At 33.8% G+C, this 23,578-nt stretch carries 19 protein-coding genes; 6 read left to right on the top strand and 13 right to left on the bottom strand.

Annotation, left to right across the window (positions count from 1 at the left end; translation table 11 throughout):
- Nucleotides 1-34: 34 nt before the first annotated feature.
- On the bottom strand, nucleotides 35-667 hold the full coding sequence (locus ACPX19_RS11745; RefSeq protein ID WP_426430197.1) for a DUF2202 domain-containing protein: 633 nt from the start codon (nucleotides 665-667) through the stop codon (nucleotides 35-37).
- Between the two features lie 346 nt (nucleotides 668-1,013).
- Nucleotides 1,014-1,736, bottom strand: a complete 723-nt coding sequence (locus tag ACPX19_RS11740; protein ID WP_426430196.1) for a peroxiredoxin — start codon at nucleotides 1,734-1,736, stop codon at nucleotides 1,014-1,016.
- 238 nt (nucleotides 1,737-1,974) lie between these two features.
- Between ACPX19_RS11740 and ACPX19_RS11735 the strand changes: the two genes are divergently transcribed.
- Together ACPX19_RS11735 and ACPX19_RS11730 are read left to right on the top strand one after the other, a co-directional pair.
- Nucleotides 1,975-2,286 carry a hypothetical protein gene (locus ACPX19_RS11735; protein WP_426430195.1) on the top strand — a complete coding sequence of 104 codons (312 nt, stop codon included), beginning with the start codon at nucleotides 1,975-1,977 and terminating at the stop codon, nucleotides 2,284-2,286.
- 66 nt (nucleotides 2,287-2,352) lie between these two features.
- On the top strand, nucleotides 2,353-4,449 hold the full coding sequence (locus tag ACPX19_RS11730; protein ID WP_426430194.1) for a TonB-dependent receptor: 2,097 nt from the start codon (nucleotides 2,353-2,355) through the stop codon (nucleotides 4,447-4,449).
- Nucleotides 4,450-4,862: 413 nt separating this feature from the next.
- Here the strand turns inward: ACPX19_RS11730 and ACPX19_RS11725 are convergent, their stop codons facing one another.
- The 6 genes from ACPX19_RS11725 to ACPX19_RS11700 all read right to left on the bottom strand — a co-directional run bounded on the left by ACPX19_RS11725 (nucleotide 4,863) and on the right by ACPX19_RS11700 (nucleotide 10,438).
- Nucleotides 4,863-6,125: an NAD(P)/FAD-dependent oxidoreductase gene (locus tag ACPX19_RS11725; RefSeq protein WP_426430193.1), complete on the bottom strand. Its 1,263-nt coding sequence runs from the start codon at nucleotides 6,123-6,125 to the stop codon at nucleotides 4,863-4,865.
- Between the two features lie 208 nt (nucleotides 6,126-6,333).
- Nucleotides 6,334-6,630 carry a thioredoxin gene (gene trxA / locus ACPX19_RS11720; protein WP_426430192.1) on the bottom strand — a complete coding sequence of 99 codons (297 nt, stop codon included), beginning with the start codon at nucleotides 6,628-6,630 and terminating at the stop codon, nucleotides 6,334-6,336.
- 9 nt (nucleotides 6,631-6,639) lie between these two features.
- Nucleotides 6,640-7,662 (bottom strand): c-type heme family protein, encoded by a 1,023-nt coding sequence (locus ACPX19_RS11715; RefSeq protein WP_426430191.1) that lies wholly within the window; start codon nucleotides 7,660-7,662, stop codon nucleotides 6,640-6,642.
- Nucleotides 7,663-7,672: 10 nt separating this feature from the next.
- Nucleotides 7,673-8,011, bottom strand: coding sequence for a rhodanese-like domain-containing protein (locus tag ACPX19_RS11710; protein ID WP_426430190.1), 339 nt, complete (start codon nucleotides 8,009-8,011; stop codon nucleotides 7,673-7,675).
- Between the two features lie 140 nt (nucleotides 8,012-8,151).
- Nucleotides 8,152-9,567 (bottom strand): MBL fold metallo-hydrolase, encoded by a 1,416-nt coding sequence (locus tag ACPX19_RS11705; RefSeq protein WP_426430189.1) that lies wholly within the window; start codon nucleotides 9,565-9,567, stop codon nucleotides 8,152-8,154.
- A gap of 70 nt (nucleotides 9,568-9,637) precedes the next feature.
- Complete coding sequence (locus tag ACPX19_RS11700) at nucleotides 9,638-10,438, bottom strand: sulfite exporter TauE/SafE family protein (protein ID WP_426430188.1); 801 nt, start codon at nucleotides 10,436-10,438, stop codon at nucleotides 9,638-9,640.
- A gap of 209 nt (nucleotides 10,439-10,647) precedes the next feature.
- Here ACPX19_RS11700 and ACPX19_RS11695 point away from each other — a divergent pair, with 209 nt between their 5' ends.
- The 4 genes from ACPX19_RS11695 to ACPX19_RS11680 all read left to right on the top strand — a co-directional run bounded on the left by ACPX19_RS11695 (nucleotide 10,648) and on the right by ACPX19_RS11680 (nucleotide 15,589).
- Nucleotides 10,648-11,178, top strand: coding sequence for a DUF4136 domain-containing protein (locus tag ACPX19_RS11695; protein ID WP_426430187.1), 531 nt, complete (start codon nucleotides 10,648-10,650; stop codon nucleotides 11,176-11,178).
- A gap of 36 nt (nucleotides 11,179-11,214) precedes the next feature.
- On the top strand, nucleotides 11,215-12,258 hold the full coding sequence (locus ACPX19_RS11690) for an alpha/beta fold hydrolase (RefSeq protein WP_426430186.1): 1,044 nt from the start codon (nucleotides 11,215-11,217) through the stop codon (nucleotides 12,256-12,258).
- A 70-nt stretch (nucleotides 12,259-12,328) separates the two neighbouring features.
- Entirely contained in the window at nucleotides 12,329-13,774 is a 1,446-nt protein-coding gene (gene cls, locus ACPX19_RS11685; RefSeq protein WP_426430185.1) for a cardiolipin synthase, read from the top strand.
- Between the two features lie 45 nt (nucleotides 13,775-13,819).
- Complete coding sequence (locus tag ACPX19_RS11680; RefSeq protein WP_426430184.1) at nucleotides 13,820-15,589, top strand: mechanosensitive ion channel family protein; 1,770 nt, start codon at nucleotides 13,820-13,822, stop codon at nucleotides 15,587-15,589.
- 22 nt (nucleotides 15,590-15,611) lie between these two features.
- Here the strand turns inward: ACPX19_RS11680 and ACPX19_RS11675 are convergent, their stop codons facing one another.
- The 5 genes from ACPX19_RS11675 to ACPX19_RS11655 all read right to left on the bottom strand — a co-directional run bounded on the left by ACPX19_RS11675 (nucleotide 15,612) and on the right by ACPX19_RS11655 (nucleotide 23,487).
- A complete protein-coding gene (locus tag ACPX19_RS11675; RefSeq protein ID WP_426430183.1) occupies nucleotides 15,612-16,643 on the bottom strand; it encodes a DUF481 domain-containing protein in 1,032 nt (343 codons plus the stop codon).
- Nucleotides 16,636-18,342 carry an amidohydrolase gene (locus ACPX19_RS11670; protein WP_426430182.1) on the bottom strand — a complete coding sequence of 569 codons (1,707 nt, stop codon included), beginning with the start codon at nucleotides 18,340-18,342 and terminating at the stop codon, nucleotides 16,636-16,638. The genes ACPX19_RS11675 and ACPX19_RS11670 overlap by 8 nt, the downstream gene beginning before the upstream one ends.
- A gap of 30 nt (nucleotides 18,343-18,372) precedes the next feature.
- Nucleotides 18,373-19,251, bottom strand: a complete 879-nt coding sequence (locus ACPX19_RS11665; RefSeq protein ID WP_426430181.1) for a mechanosensitive ion channel family protein — start codon at nucleotides 19,249-19,251, stop codon at nucleotides 18,373-18,375.
- 288 nt (nucleotides 19,252-19,539) lie between these two features.
- Complete coding sequence (locus ACPX19_RS11660) at nucleotides 19,540-22,044, bottom strand: cation-translocating P-type ATPase (protein WP_426430180.1); 2,505 nt, start codon at nucleotides 22,042-22,044, stop codon at nucleotides 19,540-19,542.
- A gap of 309 nt (nucleotides 22,045-22,353) precedes the next feature.
- On the bottom strand, nucleotides 22,354-23,487 hold the full coding sequence (locus tag ACPX19_RS11655) for a DJ-1/PfpI family protein (protein ID WP_426430179.1): 1,134 nt from the start codon (nucleotides 23,485-23,487) through the stop codon (nucleotides 22,354-22,356).
- Nucleotides 23,488-23,578 lie beyond the last annotated feature (91 nt).

Here is a 23,578-nt window from a genome sequence, read left to right as displayed (position 1 = left end):
TTAAAAACCAATAATTTATAATTAAACTAAATAGTTAATTACATCGTTCATGGCTTCCGTTAATTATAGTATTATATTCCTCTGAAGTTAAAAATTGAGGCTCATAAGTACTACCGGAATTTTCGATACCAAATACAAAACTTCTAAGGTGATTTCTAGAACCACATCGCAGACTATTAAAAACTGAAATTAGGTCTGTATTGGATGTAGCTTCAATATAATTTTGCAAATCAACTATGTCTAGATCTTCGACAGTTGCTCCTATTTTAAGTGCATTTATCAGGCTTACAGAGCCATCTAAAATAAATTGATCATAAAAATTTTGAAGATCCTGATTTGCAAATTCACCAATTGGCAAAATATTATATTCTATATCGTATTGAATTAATAAACTCTCAACTGCATTCATGTGCGTTTGCTCACTATTCTTAATATTAGCAAACTGGTTTAAGTACCATTCGTTATTTAGAAATATATAAGTATCTCTTGCTAACTTTTCTTCCTCTAACATAAATAGCAAAGCATTTTTATCTGATTCAGTTAGAGTTTGGTTTATAGTGTTTGCACTATTATTATCTTCATTATCATTACTACATGCACATAGAAAAGATAATGATAGCATCAATACAATCAATATTGTAACCTGAGTTGATAATGACTTTTTCATCTTACTTTAATTTTAAAATTGATAATTAAAGTTCTGAAATAAAATACAATTAAGATGCTACTAATGTTACATTAAAAAAAAGAGAGCTTTTATAGAAAAGCTCTCTTAAATCAAGGTGTTAAATAGACACCTTAACACTAACCAAAAAAAACTAGTTAACTACACTAGTAAATCTTACGAGTTCCTTTTTATCCACCTGCAACTACTATAATTTTTTAACTTCTTTATTGAGACTTAAAAATACATTAGAAGTATTCTAACTTTGGTCACAAATGTTACATAAGTATAAAGAGCACCAAGATTGGTGCTCTCAAAAAGGATTAAAACTTACTCATACCTAAAGAACTTATTTCAACACTTCGTTTAAAACGGTATCCTTGTCTAACTTTTTAGTACAGAAAAACCAATCTTTACATTCTAGATCATCTGTTTTGGTCATACGTTCTTCAGCAACTCCACAAGAACCAGCTGGTGAAATGATTACGTTCTTACCTGGTTCCCAATCAGCTGGTGTTGCCACATTAAATTTATCAGAGGTTTGCATTGCGATTAATGCTCTGTAAATTTCATCAAAATTTCTACCCAAACTTAATGGGTAATATATGATAGCTCTAACCGTGCTTTCTGGATCTATAAAGAACACAGCTCTTACAGCTTGGGTTTGATGTTCACCTGGTTGGATCATTCCATATTTCTTGGCCACATTCATCGTAATATCTTCAATTAATGGAAATTTTACTTCAATACCTTTCATCCCATTAAATTCAATTTTGTCTTTGATTGTTCTTAGCCAAGCAATATGGCTATAGAGACCATCAACAGACAGACCAACCAACTTACAATTTGCTTTATTAAATTTTTCTTCTAAATGTGCAAAAGTCATAAACTCTGATGTACATACTGGCGTAAAATCTGCTGGATGGCTGAATAAAATCGTCCAGCTACCTTTATAATCTGATGGAAAATTTATTTCTCCCTGAGTTGTAACTGCTTTAAATTCTGGAGCTTTGTCGCCTATTTTAGGCATTGAAAATGTTTGTTGATCTTGTGGTGTTTCTGTTGTATTCATGATATCTTATTATTTATATAATTTATTCAAAATTAAAAAACAATAGTTCAAACCTATGTAACGAATGTTACGTTGTATACTCAATTTAATAAAGACCTTTGTCGGGTGATTTTTAAAATTATATAAATCAAAGTCTTTAGATTTATTAACAATATATCTACATTTTCCAAGGGTGAAAATAGGTACGTACTTTCTTTCCATATTACTTGCTACTCTTATCTTATCTAATAGTTTAAGAGTGCCTATCACTTATGCTTATTATAAGCTTGACCCAGTTGGTTTTATTGAGGTACTATGTGAAAACAAGGATAAACCTGAGCTACAATGTAACGGTAAATGTCATCTTAAAAAGGTCGCAGAATCGCAAGAAAGTAATGAGAAAACACCTGAAAGTATTGTAGATTTTAAAGAGCTGATATTAGTTTCATACCCTAAAGAATCTTTTAAGCAGATTACCGAATTCGTGCCCAAAAAACAATCCCAAAATCCTTATAAAAATTTGTATTCTTTTCTAAATGTTGTGGATTGGTTTCATCCGCCACAGGTATAGTTTTCTTTTTTAATAGTAGATAGTATCTACCCTTATTTACATTTTTAAATTATTAATATACTATAAATGAAAACATTGTATAGTACACTGCTATGTGTACTAATCGCAGGTGTGTCTTATGCTCAAAAAGAAACAAAACAAGACACCTTAAAAAAAGAAATAACAAAATTAAACGAGGTTATCGTTACGGGAAATATTAAGACCGATCCTGTTCTAACGATAGTATCCAATAAATACGCTGAGAATATTGTACAGCCTAAAAACGTTGCGGATTTATTTAATAATATTATCGGCTTCTCATCCATAAAACGTGGTAACTATGCTATCGATCCGTCATTTAGAGCGTCTCAATATGAACAACTTAATATTCAGTATGATGGTGGCACCAAAGCTATGCATGCGTGCCCTAACCGAATGGATCCCATTACAACGCATATTATTCCTGAAGAAATTTCAAAAATTGAAATTATAAAAGGACCTTACACGGTTAGATATGGTGCCACATTTGGAGGAGTTATTAACATGGTAACTGAAAAGCCAAACTATTTAGATCATGGCTTACACGGTAAAATTTCCGGTGGTTATGAAAGTAACGGAAACTCTTTTGTTAATATGGCCCAATTGCAGTACATACAAGAAAAGTATGATATTGTAGCTAATGCTGGCTACAGAGATTTTGGTAATTATGAAGATGGCGATGGTACCGAAATTCCGTCGTCTTTCAGAAGTACGGATTATGGCGTTAAGGTGGGTTATAACTTTTCGGAAGACCAACGCTTACAAGCGCATTGGAGACAATCCTTTGGCAGAGATGTATTACATGCGGCTTTACCTATGGATACAGACTATGATAATAGTAGTATTATCTCATTAGATTACAAGCTAGATAATATTGGAAAAGTCATTAAATCATTAAACGCTAAGGCTTACTATAGCTATGTCGATCATTTAATGGTTAATAATAATAGACCTTCATTTAATATGGTAGGTGCAGCATCTAATGTTGATGCCGTGACCACTGGTGGTAAAATTGAATTACATTGGCAACCGGTAAATCGTTTAAACATTTTTTCTGGTATTGACATGTTTAATGTTGCCAGAGATGGTAATAGAGAACGTTTAGTTAAAGTGATGAATGGAAATCCGTTACCACAACCCATGCTTTTTATTGATAAGGTCTGGCAAGATTCTTACATTAATGACCTAGGCGTTTTTACAGAAGCCAAATATAGTATTAGTCCAAACACCATTCTTACAGCTGGTGTTAGATATGATAATGTCGTTTCAGATATTAATGATCCTGAAGCGGATTTTGCAGAAATGTATGATCTAGAAAAAAGAACAGAACATAATATAAGTACAACAGTTTCTGTAAAGAAAATTGTTTCTGACAACTTCACCTTAGAAGCTGCTTATGGTCGTGGTGTCCGTTCGGCAAATATGATTGAGCGTTTCATCAATCACTTTACTGTTGGCCAAGATCCTTATGAGTATGTGGGTAACCCTAATCTGGATGCCGAAGTTAACAACCAATTTGAAATTGGTTTTAAAGGTTATGAACCTTTAAAAAATGGTTTAGATGCTTTTAAGTACGAAGCATCCTTTTACTATTCGTTTTTTGAAAACTATATTGTAGCTATAGTCGATGAAAACTTGGACCGCAAATTTATGCCAAACGCATTACCAGAACATGCTAAAGTGTTTAGAAATCTTGATGAGGCCTATAAAACTGGTTTTGAAATTAAAGTAGAACTAGAGTTTTTGAATGACTATTTTGTTAAAGGTGAGTTTGCATATGTCTATGCAAAAAATAAAGATTTGAACGAGTCTTTACCACTAACACCACCATTTACAACTCGAATTTCAGCTGGAGTAAATAAAGAGAAGTATTGGGCAAACTTGCAATACAATATAGTAGCCCAACAAAATAATATTTCTGAAAGCTTTGATGAAATCGTCACTGTTGGTTATCAAACTTTCGACGCTCGTATGGGAATAAAAGCTTTTCAGAATTTTACTATAGGAGTAGCTATATTGAATATTTTTGATGAGTCATACAATAACCATCTTAATTTTTCATTTACCAATCAGGCTGATTTTGGGCGGACACCAATTACCGAGCCAGGACGAAATTTTTCAGCATTTTTGCAATACAAATTTTAGACATTACATTTAGAAAGCTAAAAAGAGGCTCGATTTTACAAATCGAGCCTCTTCATTTTAGCCCAAAATTCTAGAAGAATTTTAAAATATTACATAGCACTAAGCCATGTAATAATAAAGTTAAATTAGTTTAGTTAGTTTCGTTGTTATCGTTTTTCTTTTTCCCACTTGTCATAAAATTAACAAGTACGCCTACTAAAATGACGCAAACTAAAGCGAACACAGCAATCATTATAACCCCATTACTATGATCGTATATTAGTAAAGAATTGTTCATTGGTTAACTATTTATCGTTTTCAAGGCTAAGGTAGCTTCAATCTTTTACAATAAAGATGACATTTGTCATTAAATAAAAAAAGCACCTTAAAAAAATAATTTTTAAGGTGCTCGGCTATCAATCAAAAAAAGCTAATTACACTTCTTTTCCTTTCATCATTTTGTTCCAGTATAAATAGGGTAATCCATATTTCTTAAGCATCCAAAGCCTCCAATGCTCCTTTTCGCTATTAAATACAAGCATTTGTTTTAACTTAGGATCTGGAATAAAGTTATTATCGTAATCAAACTCAGCTAGTATCATCTTGCCATAACCTGTTACCAATGGACAAGATGAATACCCATTATAGGATTTATTTCCTTTTTTGTTATAGGCAATTAACTGAAGAATATTATCGGAAACCACAGGAACTTGCTTTCGTATAGCGGCACCCGTTTTTGCTGTTGGTAAAGCCGCTACATCCCCTAAACCAAATATGTTTGAATATTTATTATGCTGAAGTGTATGAATATCGACATCTAACCACCCAGCATCATTAACCAAGGATGACTCCTTTACAAATTTTGGTGCTGTTTGTGGTGGTGCCAAATGAAGCATATCAAAAGGCATTTCTATAATTTGCTCACCAGACATGACTTCTCTAAGTTCATTATCTTCATTTATAACACATTTATTTTCACCAGTACCAACTCCCTTAAAGGTTATTATTTGGTTTTCACCATCAATTTTTATCGGTGCGTAAAAAGGCTTGAAGTGAATACCATATTTGCTAATCACCTGCATTAGACTTTCTCTGATTTCCTTAACTCCAAAAATTACAGAACCAGGTGTTGCAAAAACCACATTGCTCTTGTTTTTAAGACCATTCTTTTTAAAATAGTCTGCTGCCAAGTAGGCTATTTTCTGAGGAGCTCCACCGCATTTTATAGGTGTTGTAGGTTGCGTAAAAATAGCATTTCCGCCTTTGAAATTTCTTAAAACTTCCCAGGTATGTTCAGGATCTGTATAATTACTACAAACCACGCCTTTTCCTAAGGTTTCTGTTAGCCCTTCAATAAGAGATGTATCCATAACCAAACCAGGAGAGACAATTAGATAATCATAGGTTATATCTCCATTTTCTTTGGTCGATACTGCATCACCTTCAGGGTTAAACCCTGTGGCATAATCTTTAATCCAATCAACATCCTCTGGCATTACCGATGCCATTGGCCGTTTCGTTTTCTCAAAATCATAAGTTCCACCACCCACAAGTGTCCAAGCAGGTTGGTAATAATGCCAATCCGCAGGCTCAATTAAGCCTATATCCAAAGATTTATCCTTGGCTAATAAATTAGCAGAAGTCATAATACCACCTGTACCACCTCCAATGACCAAAATTTGATAATGTGATTTCATAAAATGTAAAAGATTTAGTTAGTGTTAGTTATCGTACAATCTCATTAAAGTTAGGTTGATTAAAATGAAACCATGTAACATTTGTTACACAAAACATTAATCAAATAAAAACACCCTTACTCTTAAGGGTGTTTCTTCAAGTTTAAAATTTATTATGCTTTTAAATTGATAATCTCTTAAAATGAACAGATGCTATACGTTGAAGAAACTAATCATTACTCGTAATAATATTAATAAGATCATCCTTTTGAAGTAAACCTGATTGTCTCCATACTTGCTGTCCATTCTTAAACAACATTAAAGTGGGAACCCCTCTAACTTGGTAATTAGCAGCTAGACTTTGATTTTTATCTACATCGATTTTAATGATGCTTACTCGGTCTCCGAGATTATCCTTAACCTGCTTTAAAACAGGTGCCATCATTTTGCAAGGTCCGCACCACTCTGCAAAAAAATCGACAAGCACGAGCTTATCCTTATTGATTATTTCAGAAAACTTACTCATAACTACTATTTAATTCTTTTGGAAAGACACATTCCAAATGCCTCTTACCTGATTTTCTGAGTAGCCTTTGGCTTTATCTTCAGGGTATAGTAAAGATAATGATTTTAAAACATCTGGTTTGATGTTTTTTTCTGGCTTACCATGACATTGTAGACACATTGTATTTGTTACAATAGGATAATACACATGAACATCATCATCTGTTTCCTTTACAATTGGACTTACTGCTTTGTTTTCGGCAATTAGCTTTTTAAATGTTTCTATATGCTGTAATTCTTCTGTATTGGCTTTATTGTTCTGATTTCTAGGCTTATCACTAACACGTTTTATTTTAGCATTGTGAACTATTGCCATACTATCGGTTAATGGGTAAGCTTTAACATTACAAAACTCTAGTGCTTCTAAAGTTCCCTTTTGCTGTATGGCACCCATTAGGTTTTCTCCTAGAACGGCTTTGGTATTTAAAGCATATTTTAAGCCTCGTTCTCCATATGGTAAATCATCAACATTGCTCTGTACTTGTTGTTGGTGTTTTCCTTTGCCTTGTCCCATTCCTTTGCCATTACCCATGCCCTTACCTTTACCATTTTGCTTTCCCATTTCCTCGTTAAAGTGTTCTTCAAACCATTCAGGTTGTTCAATATCAAAATCGAATATATATTCAGCGATTTTTTCGATAGTCTCTTCAGGAAAAGCCTGTTTAGGCATCACTCCAAAACGTCTTACTGCACCACGCATTCTGGCATCACCTTCATTCGGATTTTTTATCCAAGATTGAATATCTGCTATGAATTGTTCTTTAGTCGTTTCATCATTAATATAGTGCTTTTTAATAGCAATCATTGGAGGTCCAATTCTATCATCGTGACTAGCAGTTGGACTATGACAGACATAACAATTGGTTTCCATTAGTTTTTTACCAGGATGATTATTGGCCTGCATATTTTTTTCAAAAGCAGAAAGGTCCATGTTTTTTGAGTTGTTGCAACTCAAAATAAAGATGGGTACAAGTATTGCTATAATATATCTCATTATTGTATTATTAATAATTTAATATGCCGCCTCTTAAATCATAAATCTCTGTAAACCCAAAAGCTTCAAGTTTTTTAGAGGTCTGTCTACTTCTACTGCCACTACGACAATAAACATAGACTGCTTTATCCTTGTTTAACTTATTAAATTCGACATTGAATCTGCCTGAGAAAAAATCTATATTTTTTGCACCTTTAATGTGTCCACCATTAAATTCTGCAGGTGTTCTAACATCAATTAATTGAACTTTTTTGTTTTCAACTTGAGCCTTAAACTCTTCAGGCGATAATAGCTTTATAGCATTGCTCTGTGATGTTTTAGAGCCAAATAACGAAGTGAAAAACGACATAAGAATAATGATTTATTAATATTAACTATTGTAAAATTAATTGTTTAACCTTTGCTAAAGCGTAACCATTGTTACATAAAAAAAAAAAGCATGTACTACAATAAGCAGTACATGCACAATTAATTATAAGTTAAGGGTTTTCATTTTAAAGTTGAAGGACATACATAATCTGTTCTTGGTATGTTTGTTTTCTTAATGGCATCATAACCACCTGCAATATCCACTAAGTTATGAATTCCTCTACTTTTTAATATAGACGCAGCAATTACAGAACGATAACCACCAGCACAATGCAGATAAAACGTTTTATCTTCTGGAAATTCACTTAAGTAATTATTTAAATAATCGAGCTGGGTATTCTTTGCACCATCTACATGCTCAGCAACATATTCACCTTCTCGTCTCACATCAAAAACAACATCTTTAACATTCTCAAAGTTCATTGCAAATTCTTCGGCAGAAATAGAGGTTATTGTGTCAAAATCCATCCCAGCATCTTTCCATGCCTCAAATCCGCCATTTAAATACCCAATAACATTATCAAATCCAACTCTAGATAATCTCGTGACCACTTCTTCTTCTCTACCTTTTGGTGTCACTAATAAAATAGGTTGTGTTACATCTACAATTAATGCTCCGACCCATGGTGCAAAATTACCATCGATACCAATAAATACAGATCGTGGAATATGGCCATTTATAAATTCTGATTGGTTACGAACATCTAAAACAATCGCTTCAGTTTCATTGGCGGCTACTTCAAAAGCTTTAGGTGATAACGGATTTTGAGCTTTGTCCATGACCTTGTCAAAACTCTCGTAACCTTTAATATTCATTAATACATTTTGCGGGAAGTATCCTGGTGGTTCAGTTAAACCGTCTAAAAGTTCCTCTATAAACTCTTCCCTAGTCATATCGGCACGTAATGCATAATTGGTTTTCTTCTGATTACCCAATGTATCGGTAGTTTCCTTGCTCATATTCTTACCACAAGCCGATCCTGCTCCATGATTTGGATATACAATTAAATCATCGCTCAATGGCATTATTTTATTGCGTAAAGAATCATATAATAGGGATGCCAATTTATCTTGGGTGAGCTCAGCTACAACTTTTTGAGCTAAGTCAGGTCTGCCTACATCACCGATAAATAAGGTATCACCAGTAACTATACCGTGTTCCTGACCATTTTCGTCTATGAGCAGGTAAGTTGTACTTTCCATGGTATGGCCTGGTGTATGAATAACCTTTACCTTATAATCACCTACTTCAAAAATTTGACCATCTTCGGCTACAATGGCATCATAGTTTGGTTTTGCTGTTGGACCAAATACAATTTTGGCACCTGTTTTTTCTTTAAGATCTAAATGACCCGAAACAAAGTCTGCATGGAAATGTGTTTCGAAAACATATTTTATTTTCGCATCATCTAACTTGGCTCTATTAATATATGGCTGAACTTCACGCAATGGATCAAAAATTGCAGCTTCACCTTTACTTTCAATGTAATACGCTGCATGCGCTAAACATCCTGTATAAATCTGTTCTATTTTCATAATATTTTGGTTAATGAGAATAAATTTCACTCAAATTACTAACGTTTATCCAATTAAGCTGTAACAAAAGTTACATTGTTAATTCCTTATAAATAATGTAGACACCCATTATCAAAACAAACCAACCAAAGCCTTTTTTCAGTTTTTTTCCTTCGATAAAATTTGAGAGGTAAATCCCTAAAAATATACCAACAACAGATATGGATGTGAATACTAAAAGGAATGTCCAGTCAATATCCAAATTTTCTACGTCTCCAATAAATCCTATAAGTGATTTTATAGCAATGATAAGCAAGGATGTTGCCACAGCTTTTTTCATTGGCAATTTTGCCAACAATACCAAAGCAGGTATTATTAAAAATCCACCTCCTGCGCCAACAATTCCAGTGACCACACCAACTAAAACACCTTCTACAATAATGAAGGAATAATTGTAAGCGACTTCTGAATTGACACCATTATCTTCACGCTTATTTCTTATCATTGATACCGATGCAACAAGCATTACGAAAGCAAAGAATAGCATAATCCCAATGTCTTTGGTAATTACAAAGGATCCTAATGAAAACAATTCTTCAGGTATAGCTGGTACCAAATACTTTCGTGTGGAATACACAGCTATAAAAGCTGGAATCGCAAAAACTATGGCTGTTCTAAAATCAACTAATCCTTTTTGAATATTTCTAATGGCTCCAACCAAAGAAGAAACTCCAACCACAAAAAGCGAATATGCTGTAGCAGTTACGGGATTGACGAAAAGCAGATATACTAAGATCGGTACTGTTAAAATAGAACCACCACCACCGATAAGTCCAAGAACGACTCCAATAAACAAGGCACCTACATAGCCTAAAACTTGATTAATATCCATAAATCTTTAGTTAGTGAACATCAAAGCTAATGTTATACACTGCTAATACAAGTAACAATTGTTACAATGTAATGATTGTTGTTTAAACAACATAAATTTTGAAAATCAATTCATTTCCAAAAACCAAAAAATTTCAAATTAATGTTTAATCATTATCCTTTGAAAATTCACTATCTTTAAGAGAAATTATTCCATTAAATTTATTTAAAATGACAAATAAAACTTTTTTCACCTCATTAATTTGTATCGCCATCTTATTTTCATGTTCTTCAACAAAAATTTTATCAGATTATGATGATAGTGTAAATTTTAAAAACTACAAAACTTATAATTTTTCAAACGAAACCGATAATCTTCCTATTGATGATATTATAAAAAATAGGCTCATAAATAGTATTTCTTCCAACCTAAACAACAAAGGATTTGTTAAGTCCGATAATCCCGATTTTCTTGTCGATTTAGATGTAAAAACAAAAAACAAAAAGGATTATTCAAACACAAATGTCAATGTAAGTACAACTTTTGGTAAAAGGTGGAGATTTAGAACAGGTGTCGGTAAAACTTTTTCTAAAGAAATCAATTATACTGAAGGCACACTATTAATAAATATTATTGACAATGATAAAAAGCAACTGATATGGAAAGGCTCAGGTACAGATGTCGTAAAGGATAAAAATCTAAACAACTCAAGTATTTCAGAAGCCATTAACAAAATACTTTCTGGTTTTCCTCCACGTTAGGTCGTGATATCTAAGTAAAGGGCTTTTTATCAAATTATGCGCATCTCAAAATTTTTATTGTTAGTAATGCCCATTGTTTTATTGTCTTGCAAAGAGAATAAAAGTCCTTTGCTTGATGAATTAAATAACAAGTACAATCTCACTACATCAGAGGAATTAAAAGACCCAGTATACGCAAGTCAAATTGAATCATTTTATGATAATGGCATAGAAGGATTTTTTAATGGTCAATCCGATATAAAAATTTATTATAAAATTTTTAAGCAAGATAAAACTGATAAGGCCATCTTAATTTCGTCGGGAAGAACAGAAGCGGCTATAAAGTATAAAGAACTTATTTACGACCTTTTTAATAATGGCTATTCAATTTACATTCATGATCATAGAGGTCAAGGCCTATCGCAAAGACTTGTGGAAAACCCTGACATGGGCTACATTGACAACTTTCAGTATTATGTAGATGACATGAAGTACTTTTATGATAATTATATACAAGACAGTACCTATACTAAAATATACTTACTAGCTCACTCTATGGGAGGTGCCATTGGTATGACTTATCTGGAGCAGAATCCAAAGGACTTCAATGCGGCCGCATTTTCTTCACCCATGTTTGGTCTTAAACCTACGATTTGTAGTATTGTTAAGTTGGTAGATAAGGAAGAGCCTAAATTTGCAGTTGGCCAGTCTGAATATAATGATAGTAATTTAGAGTTTGAGAATAATACTTTAACTGGTTCTATAATACGGTTTAATAGAATGATCAAAGCCTATCAAGAAGTGCCTAAAGCACGACTTGGAGGTGCTACATATTCTTGGCTTCATCATTCATGTAAACAATTCGGTTACCTATTTGATAATATTGATAAAATTCAAACTCCTTTTGTTTTATTTTCAGCTGAAAACGAAGACATTGTCAACCCTGCCGCACATAAAAGATTTTTTAATGTCGCCAAGAAAATAGGTAAAGAATGTGAATACTATCAAATTAAGGATGCTGAACATGAATTGCTTATAGAAAAGGATGTTCTAAGAATACAAACTTTAAATAAAATTATTGACTTTTATTCTAATAATTAATAAGAGCCGGTTCCAAACTAAATTTTAATGAGGTCTCATAATTTAATGCCTTTTAATAAAAAAATAAATAATGGTATTATCTAACATTATCGTTGCGCTTTACATTACTATATTGGTAGCAGTAGGTATACGAATAATTTTGAATACCACTACCCCTAGTAAAGGCCTAGCCTATTTATTATTGATTTTTGCGCTTCCAGTAGTAGGGATCCTATTTTACCTTAGTGTTGGTTTGAATTATAGAAAGCGTAAACTTTATCAAAAGAAAATAGCTATTGATGATGAAGCGTTTCCTGAACTAAAGTCAAAAAGTCTTAGATACACTGACAGTATTCTTTCTAAACATAAAGAAAAGTTAGGGTTGTTTTACCCTTTGGCTAGTTTCCTCAGCCAAAATAGCATTATATCAGACAATAATAAGGTTGAACTTTTATTTAATGGAGAGGAAAAATTTCCAGAAGTATTAAAGGCTCTAAAGGCAGCAACAAAATACATACATCTAGAATATTATATTTATGAAAACGATACCATTGGAAATGAAATCGCCCAGACGCTGATTGCTAAAGCGCGTGATGGTGTAAAGGTACGTTTTATCTATGACGACTTTGGATGTAAAAATATAAGATCAAATATTGTAAAGGAACTTATATCAAATGGCGTTGAAGCCTTTGCTTTCAACAAAATCAACTTTGTTCAATTTGCCAACAGACTAAATTATAGAAATCATAGAAAAATAATTGTCGTTGATGGCAAAATTGGGTTTATTGGTGGTATAAACGTATCCGATAAATATATCAATCCATCCAAAACAGATCTTTATTGGAGAGATACACATTTAAAGATTGAAGGCAATGCTGTGTTAAACCTACAATATACCTTTTTAACAGATTGGAATTTTTGTGCAAAGCAGAACCTTAAATTTTCATTTGACTTCTTTCCTTTTGAAGAGCTGAAGACTGAAAACGGAGATAAAATCGTACAAATCCTATCAAGTGGACCAGATTCTGATTACCCTAACATTTTATACTCATTAATTCAGACCATACTCTCTGCAAAAAAAGAAATTTTAATCACTACACCATATTTAATTCCAAATAACTCTTTTTTAAATGCCTTAAAAATCGCAGCACTTAGTAATGTAAAAATCAAGATTATCGTTCCAAAAAAATCAGATTCATTAGTCGTTGGTTTAACAACGAACTCCTTTTTTCAAGAACTATTAGAAGCAGGCGTAAGTATCTATAGATATAAAAGAGGATTTGTACATGCCAAAACTATGGTTTGTGATGCTACAGTAGCTCACGTAGGTACAGCAAACTTAGATAATCGAAGTTTTGATTTGAATTTTGAAATTAATGCTGTAGTTTATGATAAAAAGATAGCTGAATCCTTAGAAGGCAAATTTAATGACGATATTAAAGATTCGGATATTGTTGACCTGAACGAATGGAACAATAGACCCCTTTACATAAAACTTTTAGAAAAGACCCTGCATTTGTTTTCATCTCTTATGTAATAGCAGAAAAAACTATAAAAATTTAAACTCATAAAAATTAGAGAAATGATTTCAACAAAATCAATAATTTTAAAAGCACTTATTATATACTCATTCCTAAGTTTTGATGGGGTTTATGCACAAGATTTATTTTCAATCAAAGCTACTGACTCCTCAGAGGTCACTACCAAATCCCAAAAGCTTGATCCATTAGGGCGATCAACCCCTAGAGGTGCTGTTAACGGATTTTTTAAATCCATGGCTAACAATAATTATTTAAGAGCTTCAGAATACGTGGATTTTCCACAAAATATTCAAACAGATAATGATTCCATTGTTATCGCGCTTCTTAAACGCATTGAGGTTGTTTTAAACAAACACGGCAATATTGTTCCGATACGAATTATCAATAATTCTGCCGAAGGAGATAATAACGATGGCTTAAACACAACCTATGAAAATGTGGGAACCCTAAGTTTGGGAAACAATGATGTTCCCATCGTATTAGAAAAAACAGTGTTGGAAACAGGAAGTGAAATTTGGTTGATTTCTAGTGAAACCACAGAAAACATCATTCAATATATTAATAATAATCCTGATAAATACAACATTGATACTCTTACTACCAACAAATACTCAAAATGGTTGGGAGCACCAGTTATCGATTGGATTTCTATCATTTCAATAGCAATAGTTTCTTATTTAATCGCATGGTTGTTAACTTTAGTCATTGGGTGGTTAGTAAGATTATTTTGGCGAAATTTTAAGCAAAGTAAGTACAGTAGATTTTTAAAAACCCTATTAATACCGTTACGTTTAGTGATAACCGTAGTAATTTTATTAAACGTTTCAAGGTATTTAGGTATTTCTATTATAGTGCGTCAAGCCTTTGGTGTGGTTAATCTAATAGCAGTTTGGACAGCATTTTTCATCTTTATATGGTTATTAATTGACGCATTGTCGTCAATGGCAGACGAACAGCTGCGCGAACGCAATATTTTTAGTGGGCTCAGTGCCATATCGTTCATCAAGAATAGCGCAAAATTTACCTTAATTGTTATTGCTATTTTAATCATTTTTGAAACACTTGGTTTCAATGTTACGGCAGGAATTGCCGCTTTAGGTGTTGGTGGTATTGCTTTGGCATTGGGTGCACAAAAAACTGTCGAAAATATTGTAGGTGGACTTTCTGTTGTTTTTGATCAGCCAGTAAGTGTTGGTGACTTTTGCAAATTTGGTAATACGCTCGGTACCGTTGAAAAGATTGGCATGCGATCTACAAGAATAAGAACAACGGCAAGGACAGTTGTAACAGTGCCTAATGCTGATTTTTCTTCACAAATCATAGAGAATTTTGCTAAACGTGATATGTTCCTGTTCCAAACCACCATCGGTTTGCGTTATGAAACATCTACACATCAGATGCGCTATATTCTGGTAGAACTAAGAAATATTTTGTACGCGCATCCCAAGGTTGATCGTAATCCTGCGCGCGTCAGATTTATAGGTTATGGAAGCGATGCCTTAAATGTAGAATTATATGCTTATATTTTATCATCAGACTATAATGAGTTCTTAGCAGTTCAAGAGGATATCAACTTAAGAATTGCAGAGGTCATTGAATCTAGTGGTAGCGGTTTTGCTTTCCCATCACAAACGGTCTATCTATCAAAAGATCAGGGAATATCTGAATCCAAAAGGAAAGTTGTAGAGGACAAAGTTCAAGACTGGATTGATAAAAAAGAGCTTCAAATTCCAGAATTTGATGAAAATGCGATAAGTAAAATTGAAAACACCATAGAATATCCGCAGAAAAAATCCGATGAAGGCTCTTAAGGCTATGAGCCTTCGTGCCGGATTACCATTCCCAGCCAATTCCAGTTCTTAAAATGTAGTCAGTTTGACTTGCGTTTATAGCAGGCTGATTGTCATAGTTCAACGAAAACCCTAAACGGATGAATAGATCCCATGGCAAATCATACTTGGCATCAATTGTGGTATCAGCACGAAATCGACCTTTTTCGGTTAATCCGGAATAGCCAACAAAAACGAATGCCAAATTAAAATCTTCAACATCATACAAATTTAGTTCGGTGCCATAGAACACCTCCCAGGTATTCCGGTTGGATTGAGAATTGGTGAAACGCTCTAAATTATTGTTTACCCCTGTAACTATGCCCCAATATGCCCTGTTAGTAGCGTATAAGTAATTTCCAATACCTAATTGGGAATTGGCTCGTAAATCTATTTTTTGCTCTGTATTAGAAAGGGTGTAAATACTGGCTACACCATACCAATCTTTAATTAAAATACGGCTATAGTTTAATAACCCATCCGTTCGCTTAACGGTTTCAGTATTACTCTGTGATGCACGTAATATATTATATGAAGCACTAAATGTGGATTTACTGGTTTTATATCCGACAGAACTTCTAAACGAAAATTGGCGAACATCTTGGGCTTTGGTCAAATTAAAACCGACTTCCACAGCTGCACTAAAGCGATTTGAAAACCCATCCTTATACTGTTTTAAGTATACTATATCTTCTAAGGCACATGTAATATAAGTGGAATCGGCCTGGAATACTCTAATCGTTTTATCCGACTCCGTGGCAATTTGACCTTCATAGATCTGGTTTTTGATATTAATTAAAAACTTTGAAGTGGTATGAATGTAATCTATTTGTAGCCACTTAATCTTAAAATTCTCATCTCCATAGGCTGCGTCAATCTCAAGAATTCCTTTTTCCATCTTTTTAATTTCACCTACAATTCTATTTCCAGAATTAAAGACCAAGGTATCAGATTGGCCATATAACTGAGCACCGGATAGACTTAGTATGAAAATAAAAATACTTAAAGAAAAAATCCGCATTCCTTCATTAGTCATTGCTATAAACTACCTTACCGTCTTTTATGGTTTTTGCAACTTTTATGTCTTTTAATGTTTCAGGCTCCGCTTTTAATGGGTTCCCTTCTAATATTACAAAATCAGCAAGTTTGCCTTCCTTTAAAGACCCTTTTAGGTCCTCATCATAATTTTCAAAGGCCGCATTAATGGTAATGGCTTTAAGTGCCTGATATGGTGTAGCACGTTCGGCCTCACCAACGATAACACCATTTCTAGATGTTCTATTAACAGCAGACCAAACCGTCATTAATGGATTTAATGGGGTTACGGTTGCATCAGAGTGATTTGTGTATTTAATACCTAACTTATCTGACGTAGCTATAGGACTTAAAAAACTTGCTCGTTCTACCCCTAGATTTTCTAAATGTACATCTCCCCAAAAATAAGCATGATTGGTGAAAAACGATGGTTGAATCTTATACTCAAGATATTTCTGAAGTTGGTCTGGTCGAACAAATTGCGAATGAATAATCACCGTTCTTCTATCCTTATCTAGAGGTTGGTCTAAAGTGTTACAAGCATTTTCGTGTGCTTTTATGGCCATATCTATAGCGGCATCACCATTACAATGAATAAACAATTGATTGTTATTTTCATAGCCAACTAGAAAAAGTTTGTTCATAGCCTCTTGGGTAATACTTGGTAATCCCACACAATTTTCTTCACAACCATCTACTTGTGTTAAATATGGTTGAGTAAAAAATGCCGTTTTCCCCTGGGGAGAACCATCACCAATGAGCTTGGTTCCTTGAACTTTAAAACCATTTTTATATGCTTTGAAAGTAATCGTACTATCTTTCAAATTTTGCTCTAATTCTGAGTATCCAGCGAGGGCAATAAGATCAATCATCATATTTCCTGATTCGGCTTGCTCTTGATAAAATTTAATTTTTCGTCTATTAATCAATCCATCCTGTGCGGTTGTGATTCCATTTTCTGCATAATAATTTTGCGTAGCAACAAAGAATCCAGCCGCCTTGGTTTCAAGGATTTGAAGCATGTTACCTACAAAAGGATACATGGCTGTTTCTTGTACCAATCCATTTGGTTCGTTCGAGTCTGTATAACGTCCAATATTTCCTCCAGGAGGGTTTTTACTTTCTGCCGTCACATTCATCATTTTAAGTGCTATGCTATTAGCCACACCCATATGGCCACTGGTATGATCTAAATAAACCGGATTGTTGGGCAGAACGTCATCAATTTCTTGATTTGTTGGGTGACGCCCCTCCTCTAATAAATTTTCATCGTAACCCCAGGCAAATATCCATTCCCCATCTGGGATATTTTTGTCAACCTTATATTTTTTAAGCATTTCCATAATCTGAGGAATGTTTGTCACATCGCCAACAGGCGGCGGACTGATATTAAGTTGCCCCATGGTATTGGACACTTTCTCAAAATGACTGTGAGGATCTATAAAGCCTGGCAATAACGTCTTTCCTTTTAAATCTACTTTTGTTGGATTTTTAAACGTCTCCTCTGCTTCTGCCAAAGCACCTACAAAAACTATTTTCCCATCTTGTTCTGCAACGGCATCAACATACATCGGATCATTTGTTTCCATAGTTATGATGTCACCATTATAGTAAAGTGTTACATTCGAATTATCACTATTTGTAGTGTCGTTACATGCTAATAGTAGCAAGGACATTATCGTAATTTTTAAAAGTCTCATCTTTTTTTTACATAAAATTATATATGCTTTTTATTTATTTGGAAATGCGGTTATTTCAAATGCTGCTGATGCCACTTCAAGTCGACCTTCTGAGTTTCGAATCGCCTTAAGTGTCTTGGTATAGATTTTATCCTTGACACTTCCTCTAGACTTGTAATCCACCACATATCGAAGCGTAAAGGTGATCCAATTCTCATTAAATTTCATTAAAACAAAAGGATCTATTCGAGCATTTTCAACCATATATTTCTCAGTCATTTTATGCCAATATCCTTTTGCCTCTTCAGCAAAGGTTCCTTGTACATCAACTAATATTTCAAGAAATTTTTCTTTGGCATATTCGAAATCACCATCCGTCTTTATAGGGATTTGAACTTCGTCCCACAAAAATGGGAAATCTCCTGAGTAGTTATGAACAGGTGCTTTAAAAATAAAACTGTTGGCAACTTTAGTTATCCTTCCATTATAGCGATCTCCATCAATCCAATCACCAGTTTCCATAAGTGACGTTCTTAGTAGTCCCACATCAATGACATCTCCCTTTATACCTCCAAGCAGCACCCTATCTCCCACTTTAAAGAAGTTGGATGAATGCAAGACGAGATAACCAGCAAAACTTGCAATCACCTCTTGAAAGGCAAAAGCCACACCAGCACCTGCCACACCTAAAACTACACTTAAAGCTGATAGCTGATTACTAAAAACTACCAACGCTACAGTAACTGCTGAAATGTACCCTATGATGTTGACAAACTTCCGAGCTCTATATCTTGAGCTCGCATCTTCAATTTGCCGTGGAATTATTCTTTTAATAACCGCAGAAACAAAAATGATGACCAAAATTGTAACTGCTACTGATAAAAAATTAAGACCTAATTCTGTTTTAAAAAACTTTAGTATGTCTTCCATTTACATATATTAAAATTTAATCTTTAAGACTAATTTAATTTGGCACATCTAAGTTAACAATATATTAGCCAATAATTAAGACCATTAGATTTGATATACTGATAATAAAATTCATTTTTATAACAGTTCTAATACCTTTAAAATTAGAAAAACATTTTAACAAGTTCCAATAATATTCAAAAGGAATATTGTTTCATACGCAAAATCGACGTTTCCTTTACTCAGTTATTTATTGACCTTATAGAATTCTGGTATATTATGTATCAGCAAATTATTTATATAAATGACTCAAATTTGTTCTGTGCGAATTCTTTTTACCCATTTCACGAGTTCATACCATATAACGGAAATGAAACCAATAGCAATACTAATGAGTATTGGATTTGGTTTCAAAATTTCGAACTGAAAAAATTGATTTAATGGAGCAACAAAAAGTAACAACACCGTTATTAAAACAGTAGTACCTATTACTAATGGCACTAAGTTATTCTTGTATTTTAAGGTGGTTAATACCGAATAATAAAACGAACGATTAACAAAGGTTAAAAATACATTTGCTGACATAAGTACTATAAATACCATGGTACGCGTCGTTGCTTCATTATATCCCTCAGCAACTGCAATTTGATATACCGAAAGTACTCCAAACGTTATCACTACCCCTTGAATGACACTAGTAGTCAACTCTTTCCAATTAAAAAAAACAGATTTTAAAGGACGAGGCTTTTTCTGCATGGTAAATTTTTCAATCGGTTCATTTTCATAAACAATAGAGCAAGTTGGACCCATAATGAGCTCTAATAAGATGATGTGAACAGGAGATAGTATATTCGGATAGATCCATCCCAATACCAATGGCATGAAAACCGTGAGTATTATTGGAATATGAATCGATATAATATACTGAATAGCTTTCTTTAAATTGGCATATATTTTTCTGCCCATAGCAACGGCATCAACCATTTTAGATAAATCGTCATCTACTAAAATAAGAGAAGCCGCATCCTTGGCTATCTCAGTACCTTTATTGCCCATAGCAATTCCTATATGGGCCGTTTTTAGTGCCGGACCATCGTTTACTCCATCACCTACCATTGCAACAACCTCTCCACTAGCCTTTAAAGCATCAACGATTTTAAGTTTAGCATCTGGAAACATGCGTGTAAAGATTTGATAGTGCGAAACTTTGCTTTTAAATTCTGAATCGGCTAATTTCATTAAATCATCTCCTGAAATACTATGTTCATAATCATTAAAACCGATTTGTTTTGCTATAGCCTTGGTGGTAACGGCATTGTCGCCTGTGATTATTTTAATTTTAATCCCAGCAGTATTGAAATCTTTCAAAACTGATGTAATATTAGGCTTTGGTGGATCATAAAACGCCACTAAACCCATAAATTTAAAATGAAAATTTTGTTGTTTCTTAGGAAACGTGTCACCCTCATAAGTACTTTGAGCCACCCCTAAGATGCGATAGCCATTAGCAGCCAAACTATGAATGGCCTTTTCAATTTCACCTCTAAAATTGTCACTAAGGCCAGACACCTCTAAAATTGCCTCTGGTGCCCCTTTAGCAGCAATAATCCTATGGCCAGAAGCGTCCTGAAAAATATGGGTCATCATTGGTGGTAAACCTCCCAAAGGATACTCATGATACATTTTATAAAGCGGTCTTTCATCTTCAGCAAAGATATTTCTATAGCTATCATGAAGGGCTTTCTCCATAGGATCAAAAGGTATAGGTTCACTAGCCCACATAGCGATTCTAATCAGTTCCTTTTCATCTTGCGTTAAGTCTTCATCGGGTGAGGTTATATTTTGACTTTTTGCACTATAGAGCCGAGCAAGACTCATTTTGTTCTCTGTTATTGTCCCAGTTTTATCTGTACAGATAATTGTTGCACTCCCTAAAGTTTCAACCGTTTTCATTTGTTTAACAACCACACCCATTTTCATGAGACGCCATGCACCCATGGCCATAAATGTTGTGAACGCCACAGGAATTTCCTCTGGTAATATACTCATGGCTAAAGTAAGTGCTCTGAGCAAACTATCCAGAACATTGTAGGATTTGAAATAATTTATGACCCAGACGATAATGAAAACAATAATGCCCGCAACAACCATTTTCTTTACAAAATTGTTGATCTGCAATTCTAAAGGGGTCTTTTCATCTGCTACATCTTCAAGGCTTTTGCCTATTTTTCCTAATCTAGTATCATTTCCAATGTGGGTCACAGTAGCGATAGCTAAACCACTGGCAATCATGGTGCCCATAAAAATGTTATTGTTACCTAAGACTTCATTTTTATAGACCGAAAAGGATTCACCTGTGAGTATAGATTCATTAACTGAAAAATCATTGGAACGGACAATAGTGCCATCTGCAGGTATGGTATGACCTTCTTCAACCATAATAAAGTCACCCACTACAAGATCTTGACTTTTAATGGCCTTTACCACTCCATCACGAATTACTTTGCAATTGGGTTGCGTATAAACTTTTAGCTTGTCCAAAGCATTGCGACTTCGAGAGTCTTGATAGAATGAAATAGCTGAAACCAATACAATCGCTAAGGCCAGAAAGATACCATCACCAATATTTCCGGTTATGAAATATATTGAAGACGTTACCAAAAGCAGGATTACCATTGGTTCCTTGAAAATGTTCTTAACGACATAGATAAAACCGCTGTCCTTCTTAAAATCCAGACTGTTTTGACCATATCTTTTTCTGGATTCCAAAACCTGGTTTTGCGTTAAACCCGTAATATCAAAATTATTATTCACCCTTTTTAGTCAATGACATAAATAAAATTTACTTCTTATAAAGGTAATTGAACTTTTAAGTTATGAGGTAAAATATTGGATGAAAATATTTCAATATGAAATCATTAGCTAATTAAAATCTAGAACACACTCAAATAAATAGTTAAAGAAGTTGGGGACAGATTAAAGAATTACATAGTTACTAACATATCTTGGGGGTGTTAATATCTTGTAGTTGTTGTCATACCTGATTTAAAATACAAATTTGGTTAAGGTAAAATCTGCTTTATTAAATATTCACATTTTCATGATAATCTTATCACTTTAGTATTAGTTATCTATTATAGAATTTAATTCTTCAAGCAAATCTTCAGCTTTATCAACTAGTAATTCTTTTGATATCAATTCGTTTGCAATATGCTTTGCCTTTTCTTTTTCACCCATAGAAACAAAGGTCTTAGCTAATAAAAGCTGTAGATTTTCATTAAAGAAGTAAGGTGAAGTTAATTCAACAAGTGCGATACCTTTTAACAGACCTTTCTTATCATCATCAGATGCTAAAATTTTATAGTATCCATAAACTGCAATTAGTGGCATGTCATAGTTACTAGGATCCTTGGTCAATAACTCTTCGCCTTTTTGAATAGTAGTCGTTTCATCTAGAATGTCCTGTATAAGAAGAACACTATTTTCATCAGTATATAACTCTCTTGTTACAGGTTTTAAGCCCAAAGATTGTACCACGGCCTCTGCAGATTTTGCAGTTGAAAATGGATTTTGACCTGTTACAAAATTGTTGGAAACAACTACCTTAGGTAACATGAAATCCGCTTGTTCAAATGTTGCCCCTCTTGATTTTAATTTAGTTTCTAAACTAAAAGGGAATTCCTTTACCCATTTTTTACCAAAAAGCTCCTCTTCTACATTAGTAAAACCAGTTAACGCTACACCATTTATGATATAGTCATCATTATTTTTAACATTTGCAAACACGGCTGGACCATGACAAACAGAAGCAATGACTGTATCGTCTCTGTTGTAAAGGTTTAATATGATATCTTGAAGCGAAGGGTCAAAAGGCAAATCGAACATAGCTCCCTTTCCCCCTACGACATAAATAGCATCATATTCCGAAGGGTTTATGCTGGCTGTTGTTCGCGTTGTATTCAATAATTGTAAGGCCTCTTCATCTTTCAATAACTCCTGATTGTAAGCTTTTTCTTTGTTATATTCATCCGACTCCACCTTTCCCCCTTTCGGACTGGCCACGTCAACAGTGAGACCATTGTTTTTGAACACCAAATAGGCTTGTGAAAATTCATCAAATTCATATCCAGGTCGTGAAGCCCCCATATCTTTACCATAGCTGCTAACTACCATTAAAACTTTCTTCTGATTGCCATTTACTTGAGATAGTAGCAACATTGGTAGGCATAAGACTAGACTTAAAATCGTTTTTTTCATTTTTTGTTTCTTTATTGATTAGATATAAAACACGAGTGAATAACAGTTTTGTTACACTAGACGTTTTAAGTCAAAGAAACAAAAGGCATAA

Source organism: Winogradskyella sp. HB-48 (assembly GCF_049942685.1).
Lineage (GTDB): Bacteria > Bacteroidota > Bacteroidia > Flavobacteriales > Flavobacteriaceae > Winogradskyella.
Note: the sequence above shows the minus strand (reverse complement) of the source record. Positions and strands in the feature narration are given on the sequence as shown.